This window comes from Bradyrhizobium sp. B120 (assembly GCF_049075665.1).
Lineage (GTDB): Bacteria > Pseudomonadota > Alphaproteobacteria > Rhizobiales > Xanthobacteraceae > Bradyrhizobium.
In genome coordinates this window covers 790606-806990 of the sequence record NZ_CP185242.1, presented here as the reverse complement: position 1 = coordinate 806990, position 16385 = coordinate 790606, and the positions used below count along the sequence as shown (strand labels likewise).

The 16385-nt window shown below is 65.7% G+C and carries 14 protein-coding genes; 5 read left to right on the top strand and 9 right to left on the bottom strand.

Going from position 1 to position 16385, the window contains the following annotated elements; genetic code table 11:
• The first annotated feature begins 66 nt into the window (after positions 1-66).
• From ACOIX3_RS03740 to ACOIX3_RS03730, 3 genes are all read left to right on the top strand, one after another.
• Positions 67-912, top strand: coding sequence for a hypothetical protein (locus tag ACOIX3_RS03740; RefSeq protein ID WP_420968449.1), 846 nt, complete (start codon positions 67-69; stop codon positions 910-912).
• Between the two features lie 267 nt (positions 913-1179).
• Positions 1180-2109, top strand: coding sequence for a sulfite exporter TauE/SafE family protein (locus tag ACOIX3_RS03735; RefSeq protein WP_176528822.1), 930 nt, complete (start codon positions 1180-1182; stop codon positions 2107-2109).
• Positions 2106-2888 (top strand): TIGR02186 family protein, encoded by a 783-nt coding sequence (locus ACOIX3_RS03730; RefSeq protein ID WP_375777331.1) that lies wholly within the window; start codon positions 2106-2108, stop codon positions 2886-2888. Before ACOIX3_RS03735 ends, ACOIX3_RS03730 begins: the two co-directional genes overlap by 4 nt.
• 1 nt (position 2889) lies before the next feature.
• On the opposite strand, the gene ACOIX3_RS03725 is transcribed toward ACOIX3_RS03730, so the two are convergent.
• Positions 2890-4188, bottom strand: coding sequence for an aspartate aminotransferase family protein (locus ACOIX3_RS03725; RefSeq protein WP_420968448.1), 1299 nt, complete (start codon positions 4186-4188; stop codon positions 2890-2892).
• Between the two features lie 147 nt (positions 4189-4335).
• Between ACOIX3_RS03725 and ACOIX3_RS03720 the strand changes: the two genes are divergently transcribed.
• Positions 4336-4818, top strand: coding sequence for an Lrp/AsnC family transcriptional regulator (locus tag ACOIX3_RS03720; protein ID WP_223966093.1), 483 nt, complete (start codon positions 4336-4338; stop codon positions 4816-4818).
• 9 nt (positions 4819-4827) lie between these two features.
• On the opposite strand, the gene ACOIX3_RS03715 is transcribed toward ACOIX3_RS03720, so the two are convergent.
• Genes ACOIX3_RS03715 through ACOIX3_RS03705 form a run of 3 tightly spaced genes read right to left on the bottom strand, consistent with a single transcriptional unit; the run spans position 4828 to position 7905 of the window.
• Positions 4828-6159 (bottom strand): NRAMP family divalent metal transporter, encoded by a 1332-nt coding sequence (locus ACOIX3_RS03715; protein ID WP_420968447.1) that lies wholly within the window; start codon positions 6157-6159, stop codon positions 4828-4830.
• A 58-nt stretch (positions 6160-6217) separates the two neighbouring features.
• Complete coding sequence (locus ACOIX3_RS03710) at positions 6218-6982, bottom strand: MBL fold metallo-hydrolase (RefSeq protein WP_420968446.1); 765 nt, start codon at positions 6980-6982, stop codon at positions 6218-6220.
• Positions 6979-7905 (bottom strand): DMT family transporter, encoded by a 927-nt coding sequence (locus ACOIX3_RS03705; RefSeq protein ID WP_420968445.1) that lies wholly within the window; start codon positions 7903-7905, stop codon positions 6979-6981. Before ACOIX3_RS03705 ends, ACOIX3_RS03710 begins: the two co-directional genes overlap by 4 nt.
• Positions 7906-8001: 96 nt before the next feature.
• Between ACOIX3_RS03705 and ACOIX3_RS03700 the strand changes: the two genes are divergently transcribed.
• Positions 8002-8865, top strand: a complete 864-nt coding sequence (locus tag ACOIX3_RS03700) for a LysR family transcriptional regulator (RefSeq protein WP_420968444.1) — start codon at positions 8002-8004, stop codon at positions 8863-8865.
• 197 nt (positions 8866-9062) lie between these two features.
• Here the strand turns inward: ACOIX3_RS03700 and pdeM are convergent, their stop codons facing one another.
• The 5 genes from pdeM to ACOIX3_RS03675 form a co-directional block, all read right to left on the bottom strand.
• Complete coding sequence (gene pdeM / locus ACOIX3_RS03695; protein WP_420968443.1) at positions 9063-9734, bottom strand: ligase-associated DNA damage response endonuclease PdeM; 672 nt, start codon at positions 9732-9734, stop codon at positions 9063-9065.
• Between the two features lie 63 nt (positions 9735-9797).
• On the bottom strand, positions 9798-12566 hold the full coding sequence (locus tag ACOIX3_RS03690; protein ID WP_420971965.1) for a ligase-associated DNA damage response DEXH box helicase: 2769 nt from the start codon (positions 12564-12566) through the stop codon (positions 9798-9800).
• Between the two features lie 118 nt (positions 12567-12684).
• Positions 12685-13629: a class I SAM-dependent methyltransferase gene (locus tag ACOIX3_RS03685; protein ID WP_420968442.1), complete on the bottom strand. Its 945-nt coding sequence runs from the start codon at positions 13627-13629 to the stop codon at positions 12685-12687.
• A gap of 183 nt (positions 13630-13812) precedes the next feature.
• Complete coding sequence (locus ACOIX3_RS03680) at positions 13813-15039, bottom strand: ABC transporter substrate-binding protein (RefSeq protein WP_420968441.1); 1227 nt, start codon at positions 15037-15039, stop codon at positions 13813-13815.
• A gap of 313 nt (positions 15040-15352) precedes the next feature.
• Complete coding sequence (locus ACOIX3_RS03675) at positions 15353-16279, bottom strand: methyltransferase domain-containing protein (protein WP_420968440.1); 927 nt, start codon at positions 16277-16279, stop codon at positions 15353-15355.
• Positions 16280-16385 lie beyond the last annotated feature (106 nt).

Below are 16385 nucleotides of genomic sequence, written 5' to 3'. Positions count from 1 at the left end.
GCCCTTCCGCCGTGTAGACAGGCGCATATCCCAGCGCCAATGGCGCACGCGTTCCGGAGGGCAGGCTTGTCTGTCGACGATCGTCAGGATGATGGAACGGGCCATCGTTCGTCGCCGACCGGACCCCGCGTCGCGCCGCCGCGCGAGAGGCCGTCGCCGTTTGCCGCGCCTCCCAGGGCGCCGCCTTCCCCTCCGCCCCCACAAGCGAACGTGGCATCGCCGCCCCGCACCTTCCGGTTCTCGCTCTGGTCGATCATCATCTTCGTGCTGCTGTTGTCGAGCGTCGCCATTCAGGCCTATCGCGACCTGTCGAAGCCGGGCGCCTGGGACTTCTGGCGCGAGACCTACATCGCGGCGAGCATGAATTCGGCGGTGATTCCTGATGTCGACATCGACGGGTCGGGCCGCGGCCGGCGTGCGCTTGCGATCAGCGGCAAGATCGGCTCGGCCAGCGCGAGCTGGTTCCGCGACCGGCTGAGCGAGGCGCGTCTCGCACCTGGTGATGCCGTGCTGCTGTCGTCGCAGGGCGGTGCGCTGAACCAGGCGGCGATTATGGGCGACGTCATCCGCTCACATGGGCTCGTCACCGCCGTCGCTACCGCGGACGCCTCGGGCAAGCTCCGCCCTTCTGCCTGCGCCAGTGCCTGTGTGCTGGTCTATGCCGGCGGCCAGACCCGCTATGGCATCGCGGGCTCGCGGCTCGGCGTGCATCGCTTCACGACCAGCACACCGGTCAGCGATCCCCTCGCGGAGGCGCAACGCGTCCAGGGTATGGTGCTGGGCTACATGACCAAGATGGGCGTCGCCTCCGGGATCGTGGAAGCGATGTCGCAGACCTCGGATATCCGCTGGCTGAGCCCGAAGGAAGCGCTCGCGCTGAACCTGATCACCAAGCCGGTCGATCGGCCCTGAGCCAGCACGGGCGTCATTAATCTGAATTATCAACCACGTCCGCAGCCAAGCTGCCACGTGCGGCGAAAAATGCCACCCGAGGCGGAATCTTTAGTCCCTCCCCTTGCCGATTTCGGTTATGCAAGAACGCGGCAATCGACCCGCGTTCGCCTGCTTCTTGCGCGCCGACCGGATTCGTTCAGCCGGAGAATGCCCGACCAGAACGACATCACGCCGTGATGCGGCCTTGCGCCCCAGCATGTGGCGAACCGACAAGAAGCGACGCGCGTGCAGCTCTACCTCCCGATCGCCGACATTCCGGTCAATGTCTTCCTCATCCTGGCGATGGGCGCGGCGGTTGGCTTCGTCTCCGGCATGTTCGGGATCGGCGGCGGCTTCCTGATGACGCCGCTCTTGATCTTCGTCGGCATCGCGCCCGCGGTCGCGGTTGCCTCGGTGGCGAGCCACATCGCGGCCTCCTCGTTCTCCGGCGCGATCTCCTATTGGCGCCGTCGCGCGATCGACCCGCTGCTGGCAGCGGTGCTGCTGGTCGGCGGCACGATCGGCACCGCGCTGGGCGTGTGGACCTTCACGTTCCTGCGCTCGCTCGGACAACTCGATTTGATGATCGCGCTGTCCTACGTCATCCTGCTGACCACGGTCGGCGGGCTGATGTTCTGGGAAGGCCTGCGCGCGATGCTGCGCTCCCGGCGCGGCGGCCCGGTCACGCTGCGCAAGCCCGGCAGCCATGGCTGGATCCACGGCCTGCCGCTGAAGCTGCGGTTCAAGCGCTCCAAGATCTACCTCTCGGTCATCCCGGTCGTCGTGGTCGGGCTCGTGATCGGCTTCATCGGCGCGGTGATGGGCATCGGCGGCGGCTTCATCCTGGTGCCGCTGATGATCTATGTGCTGCGGGTGCCGACCTCGACCGTGATCGGCACCTCGATGGTGCTCACCCTCGTCACCATGGTGTTCGCGACCATGCTGCACGCGGTGACCAACCATCTGGTCGACGCCGTGCTGGCGCTGATCCTGATGATCGGCGGCGTCACCGGCGCGCAATTCGGCGCCCGCGCCGGCCAGAAGATCCGCGGCGAGCATCTGCGCCTCTTGCTCGGGCTGCTCGTGCTCGCGGTCGGGATCCGCTTTGCGGTCGAGCTGGTGATCCGGCCGCAGGACCTGTTCAGCATCCGCGAAACCGGCGGGGCCCCGCCATGAGGCTGCGCGCGGCGCTTGCGATCATCGGCCTCGTCGCCGCCAGCCTGGCGGCGGTACCGGCGCGGGCCGAGCGGCTGATCGTGTCGGTCTCCAACCATCGCGTCACGGTGACGCCGAACTATTCCGGCGGCGAGCTCGTGCTGTTCGGCTCGGTCGAGAAGGACGACAAGACGCCGGCAACCCGCGGCAATTACGATCTCGTCGTCACGGTGTCGGGCCCACGCGCCGACATGGTGACGCGGCGCAAGGAGCGCAAATTCGGGATCTGGATCAACACCGACTCGCGGCAGTTCCTGCAGGTGCCGGGCTATCTCGCCCTGTTCTCCAATCGTCCGTTCGAGCAGATCGCCTCACCGGAGGTGCAGCGGCGGCAGCAGCTCGGGCTCAACAACGTGCTGCTGATGCAGCGGGTCGGGCCCGATTTTGCCGACGTGGTGCCGAACGATCCGTTCCGCAGCGCCTTCGTCCGGCTGCGCTCCGAACACGGCCTCTACCGCGAGGCGACCTCGGCGGTGACGTTCCTGACCCCGACCCTGTTCCGCACCGGCATTCCGCTGCCGGCGGAGGTGCCGATCGGCACCTACAATGTCGAGATCAAGCTGTTTTCCGACGGCGCGCTGGTGACCAAGACCGAGACCGCCTTCGAGATCGTCAAGGTGGGCTTCGAGCAGTTCGTCGCCACCACCGCGCGGCAGAACGGCCTCGTCTACGGCCTCGTCACCGCGTTCATGGCGCTGATGACCGGCTGGATGGCCTCGATCGTGTTCCGCAAGGATTGATCTAGCCCGCCGCGCTCGCGAACGCATCGCTCAGGATCGAGAGGCCGAGATCGATCTCGTCGTCGCTGATCGTCAGCGGCGGCGCGATGCGGAAGACGCTGCCCATGCCGGGCAATTGCACGATGTTGGTGCTCAGTCCGAGCTCCAGGCAGCGCTGCGACACACGCGTGCCCAGCGCTTCGTCGGGCTCCTTGCTGAAGCGGTCGCGCACGATCTCGATGCCCTGCATCAGCCCCCGTCCGCGCACGTCACCGATGCATTCGAACCGGTTCTGAAGGGCGAGGAGCCCATCCCTCAGCCGTGCGCCGGCGATCCCGGCGCGCTCGACCAGCCGGTCGCGGAGGATGATCTCGATGACCTTCAGGCCGACCGCGGCCGGCATCGGGTCCGACACATGCGTCGTGTAGAACAGGAAACCGCGTTCGTGACAGCGCTCCTCGATTTCCGCTGACGTGATGACCGCAGCCAAGGGCAGCCCCGCGCCGAGCGTCTTCGACAGGGTCAGGATGTCAGGCGCAACGCTGTCGCGCTCGAAGGCGAACATGGCGCCGGTTCTGCCGAGACCGGTCTGCGCCTCATCGACGATCAGCAGCATGCCGCGCGCGCGGCACAATTCCTTCAGTTCGGCGAGGTAGCCCTCCGGCAGATCGATCAACCCGCCGGAGCTCAGGATCGGCTCGGCGATCATGCAGGCCAGCGATCCGGTCGATTGGCGGTCGACGAGATCGAAGGCGTAGGCCAGCTCGGCTCGCCAATCGGCCGCATGGCCGAAGCGGGGCCGATAGGGGTTCGGCGTCGGGATCGCGAGCGAGCCGACCGGCGCCGGACCATAGCCCTTGCGGCCGGCCGAATAGGTCGCCCCGGCCGCGCCCGATGTCATTCCGTGCCAGGATTGCGCGAACGCAACGGTCTCGAAACCGCCGGTGGCGAGCTTGGCCATCTTGATGGCCGCCTCGTTCGACTCAGCCCCCGTGCTCAGCAGCATGACGCGATCGAGCCCCGGCGGCAAAAGCTCCGCGAGCTGTTGGGCCAGCGCGACGACCGGGCGCGTCAGCATGCCGCTGAACAGATGGTCGAGCCGTTCGGCGTGCTCGCTGATGGTCTTGACGATCTCCGGGTGACCGTGGCCAAGCACCGCGCTCATCTGCCCGGACGTGAAATCCAGGATGGCGCGGCCATCGGCGTCATAGACGAAGGATCCGGAGGCGCGCTCGATGATCACAGGCGCGAACGTCCCGCCATAGCGGATGAGGTGACGCCGCGCGCGATCCCAAAACGATTGGTCGTTATTTCCGGTCATACCCGTTCCCTTGCTGCTCGGTCACCGCGACGAGAGGCCCTCGCAGGGCATCTTATGCGCGCGACACCGCAGTGAGATTGCGATTTGAGATGCATTTTGTTCCGTCCTTTGCAATCAATTGCGCAAAATGCAGGAAATGCGAAAGAAATGGGAACCACGATCGTGATCGACGAGATGGACCGCAAAATCCTCGATGTGCTGCAAGCCGAGGGGCGCATCACCAATCTCGAGCTGGCCGAACGGATCGGCCTCTCGTCTGCCCCCTGCATGCGACGCGTCCGGACCCTGGAAGAGACCGGCGTCATCAATTCGTATGTGGCGCTGGTGGACGCTGCGCGAGTTGGACTCGGGTTCGACGTGATCGTCGAAGTCCGCCTCAAGCAGCAGAACAGGGAATCCTTCGCGCGTTTCGAGAAGAAGGTCATCAACCTTCCGGAGGTCGTCGAATGCTGCATGATCGCCGGCGATTGGGACTACGCGCTGCGGGTCGTGTCCTCAGATCTCGCGAGCTATCAATCGTTCATCCTCGACCGCCTGATGCATCCGGACACCGATATCGCGAGCTACCGCACGACCATCATCCTGCGAAAGGTCAAGTCGACGACGAAGATCGACAGCTCGCTGTTCTGACCGCAATGATCAAACAAGTACCCCGACCCCCATCGCGATCACGCTGAGCGCCATCGCCGCGGTCGAGAGCCAGCCGAGCCAGTAGAGCCACCCGCCGATCACGAAGCGTCCCATCACCTCCTTGTGGCGGGCCATGACCATCAGCAGCACCATCACGGGCACGGCAAGCACGCCGTTGACGACCGCGCTCCAGTACAGCGCCGAGATCGGATCGATCGGGGTGAAGTTGAGCGCGATGCCGATGCCGCCCGACAGCGCCAGCACCGAATAGAACGCGATCGCCTCCTTCGGCTTGCGTGCCAGTCCGACCGGCCATCGCCGGCCCTCGCCGACGGCATACGCCGTCGCGCCTGCGAGCACCGGGATCGCCAGCAGGCCCGTGCCGACGATGCCGAGTGCGAAGATCACCTCGGCAAACGGCCCGGCGATCGGGCGCAACGCTTCGGCGGCCTGCGCCGAGGTCTGGATATCGGTCTTGCCGGCGGCGTGCAGCGATGCGGCGGCGGTGACGATGATCGACAGCGCGATCAGGTTGGAGAACGCCATGCCGGTGATGGTGTCGGCACGAATGCGGGAAAATTCCTTCCGTACGCCGTAAGCTTTCTCGATCAACGGATGCTTGGTGACGTCGACCCGCTGCTCCTCCGCCTCCTGCGAGGCCTGCCAGAAGAACAGATAAGGCGAGATGGTTGTGCCGAAGATCGCCACGATGGTGGTGAAATAATCGGAGCTCCAGGTCAGGCGCGGAACGAGCACGCCGGCCAGCGCCTGCATCCATGACACCTTGGCAAAGGCGAGCGCCGCGACATAGGCGAACAGGCTAAGCGTCAGCCATTTCAGGACGGCGACGTAGCGCCGGTAGTTCATGAAGATCTGGGCGGCGACCGAGGTCACGCCGAACAGCACCACATAGAGGATGGCCGGACCGCCGATCAGGAGCTTGGTCGCATCCGCCATGGCCGAGAGGTCGGCGGCGATATTGACGGTGTTGGCGATGAACAGCAGCGTCACCACGATGATCAGCAGCCAACCCGGATAATGCCGGCAGACATTGCCCGCTATGCCGTGCCCGGTGACACGGCCGACCCGCGCCGAAATCTCCTGGATCGCGCTCATCAGCGGGAACGTCAGCAGCATGGTCCAGCCGATGCCGTAGCCGAGTTGCGCGCCGGCCTGGCTGTAGGTGCCGATGCCCGACGGATCGTCGTCGGAGGCGCCGGTGATCAGGCCGGGGCCGAGCGACTTCACGACGCGGCTGAAGCTGAACGGCTCGCGCCGCGGCTTCGCCGCCGGCGCATCTTCATCCTTGTCGTGTCGGGAGATCGTCTCTTGCCGCGTCATGTCGGGTTCCAGCCGTCTGACAACGGGCCGAATGCCGCCAAGGTTCCTGGAATGAAACCTATCCCTCGATGACCGTGGCGACGCCGGGCGTGAGGATGCGCAGACGGCGGCCGAAACCGAGCGTATCGAAACTCGCACGCAGGTCAGCCGCGTTCTGCCGGAAATGCGCCCAGCCGTCGGTATGAACGGGGACGATGACCGCGTCCGCAAAGGCGCGCGCGGTCTCGATCGTGTCGTTGGTGTCCATGGTGAGATGGAACGGCCCGCGGGTCTGCGCCGCGCCCGCGAACGGCAGCACCACGCCGCAGGCAAAGCGCCGCGCGACCTCGGCGACGCCGTCGAACCAGGTGGTGTCGCCGCTGACGTAGACCGGACGGCCGGGCTTCGCCGGCTCCAGGACAAAGCCGATGACGTCGCCGGACAACGGCTCGATGCCCGCGGGCCCGTGCCGCGCCGGCGTCGCAGTGATGGTAAGCGTCCGGCCGCCCTTCGTCAGTGTGGTCGTGGCCCAGGGCGCAAAACCCTCGGCGCTGCCGCCGAGCCGCTTGGCGCCGGCCTCCGTCGTCAGCACGCGCTTTGAACTTTTAAGGAAATCCCGGCCAGAATGATCGAGATTGTCGGAATGCTGATCGTGACTCAGCAGCACCGCGTCGATCTCGCCGACGTCACCCGCGCTGAGTGCGGGTCCCGTCAGCTTCTCCAGTTTCACATGCGGCAGTTGATAGTCGCCGGGTGCATCGAAGGTCGGATCGGTGAGCAGGCGGAACCCGTCGATCTCGATCAGGGCGGTCGGGCCCCCGATCAGGGTGATGGTCATGCTCACGTTACACTCCTCTTGGGCGAAGCCGCCGCGGGGCGGGTCACCAGGTAAATGCCGAGCGCGACCGGAACGATCCCGAGCAGATCGCGAAATTCGACATGCTCGCCGAGCACGAGATAGGCGAACAGCATGCCGAGCGGCGGCATCAGGAAGTGATAGGCGCTCGCGGCGGTCGCGCCACACACTTTCAGGAGATGAAACCAGAGCAGATAGGCGAGGATCGAACCGCCGAGCACGAGGAAGGCGAAGGCTCCGGCAAGCCGCATGCTGGGTACGATGTCGCCGACGTTCGAGAGCGTGAAGGCGAACGGCATCACCGCAAGGCCGCCGGCGATGTTCTGGATGCCGTTGCCGATCCACAGGCTGCCCTTCGGCGCCAGCAACTTGAACAACATGGTGCCGGCGACGATCGAGGCGAGCGAGGCCAACGTGAACAGGATGCCGTGCGGGCTGTCGGTGCCGACCTTGAGGCGATGCCAGACGATGAAGGCGACGCCGGCGATGCCGAGCAGGAGACCAATCACCTTGCGCAGGGTCATGCTCTCGCCGAGGAACATCGCCGCCAGCATGGCGGTGAAGACCGGGTTGGCCGAGACGATCAGCGCGCCGAGGCCGGCCGAGACCGTCTTCAGGCCGGTATAGCCGAGGCCGAGGTAGAGGGCGTTGTTGGCGACGCCGATCACGGCGAACACCGCCGCGTCGCGCCAGGTAAGGTCCCATTGATCCCGGCGCAGCATGGAGATGCCGAGGATTAGGACGCCGGCGAGCGAGAATCGCGCGGCGAGCAGGATCAGCGGCGGGCAATCGGTGACGCCGATCTTGCCGGCGACGAAGGCGTAGCTCCACAACAGGCAGAACAAGGCGATCAACAATGGCAACGTGTTGAAGCGGGTGCGGGGCATCGCGACAGCGGGGGCAACAGACATGGGGGTTCTCCTCTGCCCCTGATCTAGGCCCGCACCTTGATATTTGGAAATTAAATGATAGACTGATCTCCAGTGGGTTTATGAATGGAGGCTGCGATGCTCGACCTGGAGCTCTTGCGCAGTTTCGTCTCGGTGGTCGATGCCGGCGGCTTCACCCGCGCCGGAGAGCGCGTCCACCGCACGCAATCGACGGTGAGCCAGCAGATCAAGCGCCTGGAGGAGGATGTCGGCCAGCCGCTCCTGATCCGCAGCGGCAAGGACGTCACCCCGACGGAGGCCGGCGAGCGGCTGCTGACCTATGCGCGGCGGCTGTTGTCACTCGCGGAAGAAGCCCGCGACGTGCTCTCGCGCCCCGGCAGCGAAGGCGCGATCCGGATCGGCATCACCGAGGATTTTGCCGCCTACCGGCTGACGAGATTGCTCGCGACCTTCGCGCGCAGCCATCCGACTCTGCGGCTCGACGTGCGCTCGGGCCAGAGCCTGTTCCTGTACCGCGACCTGGAGCGCGGCGATCTCGACCTCGCGCTGATCAAGCGCGCCGCCAGCGAGAAGGGCGGCATCGCGGTGTGGCCGGAACGGGTGCACTGGGTCACCAGCAAGAGCCATCCACGCGACACGACGACCGGTTCGGTGCCGCTGATCGGCTTCGGCTCAGGCTGCCTCTATCGCGCCCATGCCATCCATGCGCTGGAACGCGCCGGCCGCAACTGGCACATGGCCTACACCTCCTCCAGCCTCGCCGGCATCCAGGCCGCGGTCGCCGCGGGCTTGGGCTTAAGCATCCTGTCGGAGATGTCTATCCAGGCCGAGCATCGCGTGCTGACGGCAAAGGATGGCTTTGCGCCGATCGAGCGGACCGAAGTCGCCCTTGTCGCCACCCCCGAAGCCAGCCCCGCAACGCTACGGCTGGCGGATCGGCTGGCAGAGTATTGCGAGAGCGTGCAGGCGAAGGCGGCGTAGGCAGCGACCGCACCGCTACTCCACCGTCGTCCCTGCGAAAGCAGGGACCCATAACCACAGGGCGTGGTGAGAGGGCAGGCTGGAGCCACAGCCTTGTTCAACAACGAAGCCCTGTGGTTATGGGTCCCGGGTCGCGCTTCGCTTGCCCGGGACGACACGGAGAATGATGGCAAGCTGGAGTGGACTGGTCACGACCGTCAATAACACCGCGACGCCGCGAACGCATGCACACGGTTGTCACCGAGCACGTAGGCCATGAACCCCGGCGATCCGAAAATCCGCGCGAACGCGGCGTCGCGGATGCTGAGGCCCCCGGTGTAGGCGCCGAAGGCCGGCATCACCGCGCGCTCGCCGTCGGAGGCAAAACAACGCCGCTCGATCGAGCGCCCGCGGGTCGGCACTCGTGCCTTGGGGTGAAGGTGCCCGGCGATCTCGCCGGCAGCACCGGTCGGCTCATGGCGAAACACGATCGGGCCGATCGCGACCTCGGTTGCGACCACGCCGCCGAGACTGGGCGGCAGCGCCGGATCGTGATTGCCCGAGATCCAGATCCAGTTGCGCCGCACTTGCAGCGCCGCGAGCGCCTCGCGATCCGGCTCCGACAGGCGCGCATGCGCATCGCGATCGTGAAAGCTGTCACCGAGCGCGATCACCTGCCGCGGATCGTGCCGCGCGATGACGGCGGCGAGCCGGCTCAACGTCGCCACCGTGTCGTAAGGCGGCAGCAGCACACCGCGGGCAGCAAAGCTCGAGCCTTTTTCCAGATGCAGGTCGGACACCACGAGCAGGCTCCGCTCTTCCCAGAACAGCGCGCCGGAGCAATCCGCCACGAAGCCGACATCCGCCACCGTGACCCTCGAAACGCGCATCTCGTCACCGTCCCGCAAAGCTAGCGCGCTTGCCGTCACGTCCTGTTCCCCACAGTGCCAGTATTACGTCATCGCCTCCCGCACGAGTTCCTCGGCCGCCTCGGCCAGAAGCTCGTCGGATGCTTCGCCATAAACTGACTCGCGGCCGATTTCCAGCAGCGCGGGCACGGCAAGCGGAGAAACGTGGTCGAGATCCTTGTGGGTGATTCGGCCGTGGATGCGCGAAAGCATGTCGCTGAGGCGGCGGAGATCGAGCAATCCCGTGGCGGCATCGCCGCGCGCGGCGCGCAGCAGCACGTGGTCGGCCTGGTGCTTGCGCAGCACGTCGTAGATCAAATCGGTCGAGAACAGCACCTGGCGGCGCGACTTCTCCTCGTCGGTGAAGCGGCGCGCAATCAGTCCGGAAATGATGGCGCAGTTGCGGAAGGTGCGCTTCATCAGCGCGGATTCCGCGAGCCACGCTTCGAGATCGTCGCCGAGCATGTCGGGATCGAACAGCGCGTTGAGGTCGAGCTTGCCGTGCCGGATCATGAAGGAGAGATCGCCGACGCCCCACACCGCGAGCGCATATTCATTGGCGACGAAGCCGAGCGGACGGGCGCGAGCGCGTTCCAGCCGGCGCGTCAGCAGCATGCCGAGCGTCTGATGCGCCAGCCGGCCCTCGAAGGGATAGCAGACCAGATAATGACTGCCGCCGCGCGGAAAGGTTTCCACCAGCAGCTCGCGCGCTGCCGGGACGCGCGAGAACTTCCGCTGCAGCGATAGCCAGTCGTGCACCTGATCCGGCAATCCGTTCCAGGCCCGGCTGTTGTCGAGCAGTTTCCGGACGCGTTCGGCGAGATAGGTCGAGAGCGGAAACTTGCCGCCCATATAGGACGGGACTTTTGCATCCTTATCATTGGCGCGGGAGACATAGACCTGGTCCTCGACCAGCGCCTCGTAGCGCACCACCTCGCCGCCAAAGACAAAAGTGTCGGCGGGCACGAGCCCCTCGATGAAGACCTCCTCGATCTCGCCGAGCATCCGGCCGCCGCGGGCGATCGCGCCGGTCGAACCGCTGCCGCCGGCGCGCGAGCGCACCAGCCGCACCTTCAGCATGGTCTCCTCGACGATGGTGCCGACATTGAGGCGGTAGCTCTGCCGCACCTTGGGATTGGTGACGCGCCAGCGGCCCTGCTTGTCCTGCTTGATCCGCGCGAAACGCTCATAGGTTTTCAGCGCATAGCCGCCGGTCGCGACGAAGTCGACGACGTCATCGAAATCGGTCCGCGCCAGTGCTGCGTAGGGCGCTGCGGTCCTGACCTCATCATAGAGTTCGGCGGACAGGAACGGCTTGCCGCAGGCGCAGCCGAGCACGTGCTGGGCCAGCACGTCGAGCGCGCCCGTGCGCAAGGGCGGCGTGTCCTGCGCATTCTCGGCGATGGCATCGATCGCGACGGCGCATTCCAGCACCTCGAACCGGTTGGCCGGCACCAGCACGGCGCGCGATGCCTCGTCGAAGCGGTGGTTGGCGCGGCCGATCCGCTGCATCAGCCGCGACGAGCCTTTCGGCGCGCCGATATTGATGACGAGGTCGACATCGCCCCAGTCGACGCCGAGATCGAGCGAGGAGGTGCAGACCACGCCGCGCAGCCGGCCCGCGGCCATCGCGTCCTCGACCTTGCGGCGCTGCGCGACGTCGAGCGAGCCGTGATGCAGCGCGATCGCGAGCCCGTCGTCGTTCATGCGCCACAGATCCTGGAACAGCATCTCGGCCTGGCTGCGGGTGTTGACGAACACCAGCGTGGTCTTGTTGCGCTTGATCAGCTCGTAGACCTCGGGCAGCGCGTGGCGCGCACTGTGGCCGGACCACGGCAGCCGTTCGCGGGTGTCGAGCATCTCGACCACCGGCGGCGCGGCACCGCCGGCGATCACGACGTCGGCAGACACGCTCTCGCCGCCCGGCTGCGGCACCAGGAAACGCGCCAGCTGTTCAGGTTCGGCCACCGTCGCCGAGAGACCGATGGCACGCGCTTGCGGCGCGATGGTCCAGAGCCGCGCGAGCCCGAGCGACAGCAGATCGCCGCGCTTGGAGGTGACCAGCGCATGCAACTCGTCGAGCACGACGCGCTTCAGCGAGGAGAACAGGAAAGGCGCGTCGTCGGAGGCGAGCAGCAGCGCCAGCTGTTCCGGCGTGGTGAGCAGAATGTCCGGCGGATAGCGCCGCTGCCGCTGCCGCCGCGACACCGGCGTGTCGCCGGTGCGGGTCTCGATCTTGATCGGCAGCCCCATCTCGGCAACCGGCGTCTCCAGATTGCGCGCGATGTCGACCGCGAGCGCTTTCAGCGGCGAGATGTAGAGCGTATGCAGCCCGCCGCTGCGGCGAACCGATCGGCCGGTGGAGATGAGAGTCCTTCTTGGTTCCGCTGCGCTTGCTGGTAGGGCTCCCTCCCCCCTTGCGGGGGAGGGCTGGGGAGAGGGGTAAGCCGCATCGTTCGGAGCAAGCGGCATACCCCTCTCCCGCCGCCCCCCGACGCGCGATTGCGCGTCAGAGGACGTCGACCTCCCCCGCAAGGGGGGAGGTGGCGATCGAGTATGCGACAAAAGCTTTCCGTCTCTCGCCTCGTTCTCCCCACTCAACTCCACCAGCGTCGGCAAGAACCCCGCCAGCGTCTTGCCCGCACCGGTGGGCGCAATCAGCAGCGCCGAACGCTCCTCGCGCGCCTTTGCCAGCAGCGCGAGCTGATGCTCGCGCGGCGACCAGCCGCGCGAAGCGAACCAGTCGCGAAACCGGCGCGGCAAGAGATCGGCCGTTTCCGACGGCGGAACGGAAAAGAGATCGAGCGTCGACACGCCCAAGAGGTAGGTGGTTCAGGCGGTTTCGTCGAGGGTGGGACAGCCTGGGAATGCAAGACGGCGCTTGAATATGCCTTCCACCGGCAGTTCGAGATTGCCCTTGACTGGGCGTGATTCAGGCCCCTAAACCGCCTGCGCCGAAGCACGGCCTCGGCCGCACACGCGCCCGCACGATGTGCAGGCTTGCAGGCGGTTGCAGGACATTCGCGCGCGTTCCTGAATAGCGCTCGGACATCGCATTTCCATCCAAGTCTTCGACCAGCTCGAAGCCGACGTCCGCCAAATCCTTCGCAATCTCCCTGGGATCGAATCCCGACACATAGGGTTCGCCCATCGTCGCGACCGCCTGGGCATTTTGATTGTGATGCGACCGCGACCCACCCGGGGCAAACTCGATTTGGTCGACATAGGTGAAGACAAGTTCGCTTCCCTCGGAGCCGCAGGTCGCCACAGCACGCAGGGTCGCCAAATTGGCTTCCCGCGTCAGATACACCGTAACGCCAAGCAACGAGAAGAATGCTGTCTCGTTCCGCTGAAACGAGGAGCGGGTCAGGGCGGTTGCGAGATCCTCCTTGGCGAGGTCGGCCGCAATGAAGTGCACCGACTCGGGAAGCGAGACGCCGCATTCCTTGATGCGCTCAATCTTCATCAGCTGCGTCGCCGGGTGGTCGATTTCGAAGATGTCGAGAGCATCGGAAAAGGCCGGGCGGCGAAGCGCGAAGCTGTCGAAGCCGGCGCCGATCAGGACATATTGGCGCACGCCCCTGTCCGCGGTCTGCCTCAGCGCATCCTCGGCGTATCGGGAGCGGATCACTACTCCGGGGTAGGCGGCATTGGTTCGCAGGAATTCATCCAGGATCGAATCCGGCGTCAGCAAGGCGCGCGCACGGGCCTCTGAATTCATGCGAGCCAGGATCCGCTGACTCATTCTGTCGCGTTCGGAGTTGGGAATAAGGCGATCGCCCCAAGGGTCATCCAAAAGAGGAGACACGTCGGATCGCGAATGCAGCGCCCTCATAAGCGACGTCGCCATTGCCGTGCGGCTGGCCGCTTCCCTCATCGATTTTCTCCTGGACCTTACGCCTGCCGCTTTCGGACCTGAATTATGGCGGCAGCGTATCAGGAATTGGGATGGACCGCGATGAGATCGGCCTGAAGCGCGGCAGCCTGAAGGTAGCCTCTACCTCTCGCCGCGACAGGCGGAGAGAGATAGAGGAAAGTTCGGTTCTTGATCGTGCTCCCCCTACTCCGTCATCGGCTCGCCCAGGAGGTCCCAGTCCTTGCCGTTGAAGATCGAGACATAGAGCGTCTTCATCGGCGTGTAGTCGTCGGGCGTATAGCTGTAGTTGATGCCGTCGAGGAAATAGGGCGAGTGGAAGCCGGCCAGCGTGGTGGCGTGCTTCAGCACGTTGGCGCGGGTCAGATCGTCGCCGCAGCGGCGCAGGATTTCACCCATCGTCGCCGCCTGGCCGTAGCCGGCGAAGGCGATGGTGTTATCAGGATCGATGTTCGGCAGGTACTTCTTGCGCAGCTCCTCGAACGCGACCACATCGGCATCCTTCTCGTAGCGAGGCACGCCGACTTCCTTGTTGTAGCGGATCGCGACGATGTCCTTGGCGTTCTCGAGGCCCGCGGCGCTCAGGATCGAGCGGCCGGTCGAGCCCGCCGACAACAGCTGCAGCGGTTTCCAGCCGAGCTCGGCCACCTTGCGGATCGACTGCGACGTCGCCTTGCCGGTGGTGATGTTGTAGAAAACGTCGGCACCCGACTTCGACAGATTGATGAGCTGGGAATCGACCGTCGGATCGGTGAGATCGTAGGTCTGCTCCATGATCACCTGTGCCTTGCCGCCGGCATCGGCCAGCACCTTCTTGAACGGACCGAGGAAGTCGCGGCCGAAATCATCGTTCTGGTAGAGGATGCCGATCTTCGCGTTCGGCTTCACGCTGACGACGTGCTTGGCCAGGATGCGGGCTTCGGTCGGATAGAGCGGCAAGCCCGCCATGGTCCATTTATTGTTCTTCGGATCGTTCCATTTCGAGGCGCCGGTGTTGAGCAGCAACTGCGGTACGCCCTTGGAATTGAGATATTTGTGCACGGCGGTCTGCGGCGCGGTGCCGAGCGAGCCATAGAGCGCCAGCACCTCCTCCTGCTCGACCAGGCGGCGCGTCGCCTCGACGCATTTCGGCGCGCTGTAGGCGTCGTCCATGGTGAGGAATTTCACCTTGCGGCCGTTGATGCCGCCCTTGTCGTTCAGCATCTGGAAATAGGCTTCGCCGACGCGGCCGAGCACGCCATAGAGCGAGCCGGGACCGGAATGCGGCACGGTCTGGCCGAGCTTGATCTCGGAATCGCTCGCGCCCGGATCGTACTTCTTGTCGGCGGCCCGGACGAACGGCGCAGGCAGCACGGACGCTGCGATCACGGACAATGCGGTGGCGCCGAACTCGCGCCGTGTAGGTTTTTTCATTGTTTCTCTCCCTGAGGCGAAAAGCTCTCGCATTCCGCCTTGCGCCGGGCAAGCGCGAAGTCACCGCTTTGCGGCGCAATGCCGCGTCACGGCAAATGCGTAGCGTGTAGACTCAAGTTGGGAGCGATGTATGGGATCGCGCTCTTATCCTCCCCTGGAGGGGGAGGATCGACGCGAATGCAATGAGCGGCGAGGTGGGGTGAAGGTCTCTCCACCTCAGCGCTGCCCGTGTTGAGAGATCACCCCACCCCGCTTCGCATTTCGCTACGCTTCATGCGAACCGACCCTCCCCCTCCAGGGGAGGGTAAGCGCGTCACGCCTTGGTCGCGACGGCGACAAGCCCGGGCGCCGGGATGTTGTCCTCATTGCGCGCCGAGAGATCGTCGAGCAGAGCCAGCGTCAGCCCGGCGGCCGCGACGGAAGCGCGCACATAGGCCGCGCTGTGGGCGTAGCGCAGCCCCTCGCCGAGGATGACGCCCTCGCCGTCATGGGTCTCCGTGGTGAAAGCGAGCACGCCGCCTCCGACCAGCACGCGCGCGGCTTCAGTGAGCACCGGCGCGAGATCGGCGACATAGACCATCGCGTCCGCAGCCAGGATCAATTCGGCGCTGGCGTCCGGCTTGCCTGAAATGCCCTTCAGCATGTCGTCGACCTCGAGCTCGGCATAGAATCCCGTGGCGCGTGACTTGTCGATCATGCGCGGCGACAGGTCGATACCGATGAAGCGATCGACGTGCTGCGCGAATGCAGCGGCCGCAAGGCCGGTGCCGCAGCCGAGATCGATCGCACGCTTGAAGAACGCCGGCTTCTTCGCAGAAGCGCGCACCGACAACACCGCCTTGAACAGCAGCGCCGGGCCGCGATAGCCGAGATCGCCGACCAGCGCGGCCTCGAAACGCGGCGCATATTGATCGAACAACGTCTGCACATAGCCCGGCGGCATCGCGCCGACGGCCTCGACGCCGAGCTGCATCAAATGCAGGCCGGCGCCATGGCGGTCGTCGGGATCGGCATCGCGCGCGGCGCGGAAGGCTGCGATCGCGGCCTCGCGCTGGCCGAGCTCGAGGCGGATCTTGCCCAGCGTGTACCAGCCCGACGGGAATTTCGGCACCAGCTCGATGGCCTGTTCGAGCAGCTCGGCGGCAGCCGGCAGATCGCCCTTCAATTGCAGGTCGCGCGCGAACTCGTAGCGGCGGTCGGCAACGAGGTCGCCGGAGGACAGAAACAGGCGGGGGGCCATTCGCTTTCTAAGGAACCATCTGGGCCGGGGTCCGGCCATCCATCAAAGCACGGACTCTTTCCGGAGATGGAAGCGCCGGTCAAGCCCGCTCGCGACCGCTAAACAT